4 protein-coding genes are annotated in these 3,674 nt (G+C 63.4%); 3 read left to right on the top strand and 1 reads right to left on the bottom strand.

The features are described from left to right. Positions 1-112 precede the first annotated feature (112 nt). Both ribB and ENZ75_RS24865 read left to right on the top strand, forming a co-directional pair. Entirely contained in the window at positions 113-1,213 is a 1,101-nt protein-coding gene (gene ribB, locus ENZ75_RS24870) for a 3,4-dihydroxy-2-butanone-4-phosphate synthase (protein WP_013532799.1), read from the top strand. Positions 1,214-1,246: 33 nt separating this feature from the next. Further along, the gene (locus ENZ75_RS24865; RefSeq protein ID WP_063167667.1) at positions 1,247-1,789 is read left to right on the top strand and encodes a GNAT family N-acetyltransferase; all 543 of its coding nucleotides are present in this window, start codon (positions 1,247-1,249) and stop codon (positions 1,787-1,789) included. Positions 1,790-1,826: 37 nt separating this feature from the next. Here ENZ75_RS24865 and ENZ75_RS24860 read toward each other — a convergent pair whose 3' ends face one another. Next, positions 1,827-3,050: an MFS transporter gene (locus tag ENZ75_RS24860; protein WP_063167668.1), complete on the bottom strand. Its 1,224-nt coding sequence runs from the start codon at positions 3,048-3,050 to the stop codon at positions 1,827-1,829. A gap of 120 nt (positions 3,051-3,170) precedes the next feature. Here ENZ75_RS24860 and ENZ75_RS24855 point away from each other — a divergent pair. After that, positions 3,171-3,674 (top strand): TetR/AcrR family transcriptional regulator (locus ENZ75_RS24855; protein ID WP_164887979.1); only part of this gene is annotated, 504 nt, incomplete at its 3' end.

Here is a 3,674-nt window from a genome sequence, read left to right as displayed (position 1 = left end):
GGGGAATAGGGGAATATGTTGCGCTCTTAGCCCGGCCGGCCAAATCTTTTTGCTTTTCCCTACTCCCTTACTGCCCTACTCCCTTATTCCCCTGCGAGCAAAGCGAGCACTTATGCCTTACGACCAGAAGAAAATCGTCGAAGCCCTGCGTGCTTTCGAACGCGGCGAGATCGTCGTCGTCATGGATGATGACGGGCGCGAGAACGAGGGCGACCTGATCGTCGCCGCTGTCCACTGCACGCCCGAAAAGATGGCGTTCATCGTTCGCCACACCTCCGGCATCGTCTGTACGCCGATGCCGCGCGAAGAAGCCAAGCGGCTGAACCTTGCCCCCATGGTCGCCGACAACGATTCCGCCCACACCACCGCTTTCACCGTCAGTGTCGATTTCAAGCATGGCACCACGACCGGCATCTCGGCCGAAGATCGCACTTTGACCGTTCGCAATCTTGCCAACGGCAATGTCGGTGGCTCGGATTTCGTCCGCCCCGGCCACATCTTCCCGCTGATCGCGCGCGAAGGCGGCGTGCTGATGCGCTCAGGCCATACCGAAGCAGCGGTCGATCTGTGCAAGCTCGCCGGCCTGCCGCCGGTTGGCGTCATTTCCGAGCTGGTCAATGATGACGGCACCGTCAAGCGCGGTCCGCAGGTGCAGGCTTTCGCCGAGGAGCATGGCCTCAAGCAGGTTTCGGTCGCCGACCTCATCGCCTACCGGCAGCGCAAGGAAACGCTGGTCGAACGCGTCGCCTGCTCGGAAATCGACACGCTCGGCGGCAAGGCACAGGTCTTCACCTACACGCTGCCGTGGGACTCCATGCATCACGTCGCCATCGTCTTCGGCGACATTCGTGACGGCGAGGACGTGCCGGTGCGTCTGCATTCGGAGGATGTGGTGACCGATGTCTTCGGCACCAGCCACCGGCTCGACGCCATCATGAAGACAATGGGCGAGCGCAGGCGCGGTGTCATCGTCTATCTCAGAGAAGGCTCCGTCGGCGTTGCGCATCAGGAGCGCAAGCGGCCGGCAAGCGGCGACCGCGAGGATCACGAAGAGGCGCGCCGCCGTGAAAACGAGTGGCGCGAGATCGGGCTAGGCGCCCAGATACTCAAGGATCTCGGCATCTCCTCGATCAACCTGATCGCCTCGCGCGAACGCCACTATGTCGGCCTTGAAGGTTTTGGCATCCACATCGCCAAGACCGAGATCCTCTGAGCCTCCCGTCGATCCGGTTGCCGGAGAAGACGGATGAATGCGTCCCTGCCTTCCAGCCAGCGCAGCGAGCGGCTTTTGCTGCGCCGCCCAGAAGAGGCTGATCTGGATTTCCTGATCGATCTCTTTTCGCGCCGGGAACTTGTTGCGCATCGTCCGGGCCCTGTCCCGGATACAGCCCAGCAGAGCGCCGCGCGGCTGACGCGCGACATCGGTCATTGGCACAAGCACGGCTTTGGCCGCTGGGCGGTCGAGGCGGATGAAAAGCTGGTCGGCTTCGGCGGCGTCACGGTATCGGCGGATTTCGACGGTCTGAACCTGTCCTATCATCTTCATCCGGCGAGCTGGGGACATGGCTATGCCACGGAATTGGTGACGGAAGCACTGCGCACCGCGTTCGGCCCCTTGCGTGCCGATCGGGTTGTCGGCCTCGTCCGCCCCGCCAATCCGGCTTCGCGACGGGTGCTGGAGAAATGTGGCTTCGTCTTCGAAAAAGAGGTGATTCTGCACGGGGCGCCAACGATAGTTTTGGCATTGGCGCACCCAAGAAGAGTCAATATTTCAGGCCCGGCTGCCTAGAGCGGCGCGCCCGGCCTAAGGCCCGGGCGCGCCGGAACTATTCCGCAGCAATCGCGGCTGCTTCGCATCCGTCCGTCTCGCACTCAGCCGTGGCAAGGCTGCGCTGGCCAAGCAGCACCGTGGCCAGCGCGATCGTGCCTGAAGCCACAGAGACCCAGAACCCGTTCTGGGCACCGAACGCATCGACCACCGCGCCGGCCGCGAACGAGCCGAGCGCCATGCCGATGCCGATGCCGGTCATGACCCAGGTAATGCCTTCGGTCAGCATCGCCTCCGGCACATGCCGCTCGATCAGGCCGAAGGCGGTGATGAAGGTCGGCGAGATCGCCACGCCGCTGATGAACACGGTCAGCGCCAGCAGTGGCACGGTGTCGGCGGTGAGCGGCAACAGCGTGCCGAGCGCGACGAGGGCGACTGCGATGGCCAACTGGCGTTGCAGCGGCGCCTTCAGGCTGAGCGCGCCGACGATGATGCCGAGCACGAACGATCCCAGCGCATAAACGCCGATGACAAGGCTGGCGGCGCCGGGCTGGCCAAGCTCCTTGGTGATCGCCACGGTGCTGACTTCCGTCGTCGCGAAGGTCGCGCCGATGAAGATCAGGGCGAAGGTGATGATCTGAACCGGCCGCAGGCGGATCGCCGAGCCGCTTGAGCCATGGTCCACCGGCCGCACTTGCGGCTCCGTCGAGCGTTGCAGGATGAAGGCCGCTGATCCGAATGCGAGAAATAATGTGCTCACCAGAACGCCGGCTTCCGGGAACAGGGCAGCACTGAGACCGACCGATAGCGATGCCCCGGCGATATAGACCAGTTCATCGGCCGCGGACTCGAAGGCGAATGCGGTGTTCATCTGCGGCCGTCCGCGGAAAATCTCTGTCCAGCGCGCCCGCACCATCGCCGGCATGCTTGGCATGGCCGCGGCCAGTAAGGCCGACACGAACAGCGTCCACACCGGCCAGTCCTGGTTGGCCGCCGCTATCAGGACGGCGAAAGCCAGCACCGCGATGATGGTGGTGGGCACGACGATCCGTGTCTGGCCCAGGCGGTCCACCAGTCTGGATATCTGCGGCGCAACGAAAGCGTTGGCCAGCGCGTATGTTGCCGAGACGGCTCCGGCCAGCCAGTATTCGCCACGCGTCTGCGACAGCATCGCCACGATGCCGATGGGCGCCATGGCGATCGGCAGGCGCGCCATGAATCCGGCGGCCGCAAAGCCCTTGGTTCCGGGGGCACGAAAGATTTCCGCATAGGGATTTTGCATGGGTGGTTCCTCGACAAAGGACGATTCGGCAATTACATACGAAGCGTATGATTGTTAAATAGAGCATACGCCGCGTATGTCAATTGGCATACGTTACGTATGTGAATAGGGCCAGAAGCCATGCACAGACCCCGCAAGGAGATGATCGCCGAGACGCGCGCAAAGCTGATCGCGGCGGCCCGCCATGCCTTCGGCACAACAGGCTATGCGGAAGCCTCGATGGATGATTTCACCGCTTCGGCCGGGCTGACGCGCGGCGCGCTCTATCATCATTTCGGCGACAAGAAGGGGCTGCTGCAGGCGGTCATAGCCCAGATCGACGGCGAAATGGCGGCGCGCATCAATGAGGTCGCGTCGAGAGCGCCGACCCGCTGGCAGCATTTCGTCGACGAGTGCTCGACCTATATCGAGATGGCGCTGGAGCCGGAAATCCAGCGCATCATGTTCCGGGATGGCCCGGCCGTGCTGGGGGATCCAGCGCAATGGCCGAATGCCAGTGCGTGCATCGTGTCAATGACCGACCATCTGACCGCGCTGCAGGAGGAGGGGGTCGTTGTCTCGAGCCTCGACCCCGAGACGGCCTCGCGACTGATCAACGGAGCGAGCAGCCAGGCAGCGCAACGG

The organism is Mesorhizobium sp. M7A.F.Ca.CA.002.04.1.1 (assembly GCF_004022805.1).
Classification (GTDB): domain Bacteria; phylum Pseudomonadota; class Alphaproteobacteria; order Rhizobiales; family Rhizobiaceae; genus Mesorhizobium; species Mesorhizobium ciceri.
Note: the sequence above shows the minus strand (reverse complement) of the source record. Positions and strands in the feature narration are given on the sequence as shown.

Coding starts and splice junctions, on each gene's coding strand:
- ribB (WP_013532799.1), top strand. CDS start 113: ATGCCTTACGACCAGAAGAAAATCGTCGAAGCCCTGCGTGCTTTCGAA.
- ENZ75_RS24865 (WP_063167667.1), top strand. CDS start 1,247: ATGAATGCGTCCCTGCCTTCCAGCCAGCGCAGCGAGCGGCTTTTGCTG.
- ENZ75_RS24860 (WP_063167668.1), bottom strand. CDS start 3,050: ATGCAAAATCCCTATGCGGAAATCTTTCGTGCCCCCGGAACCAAGGGC.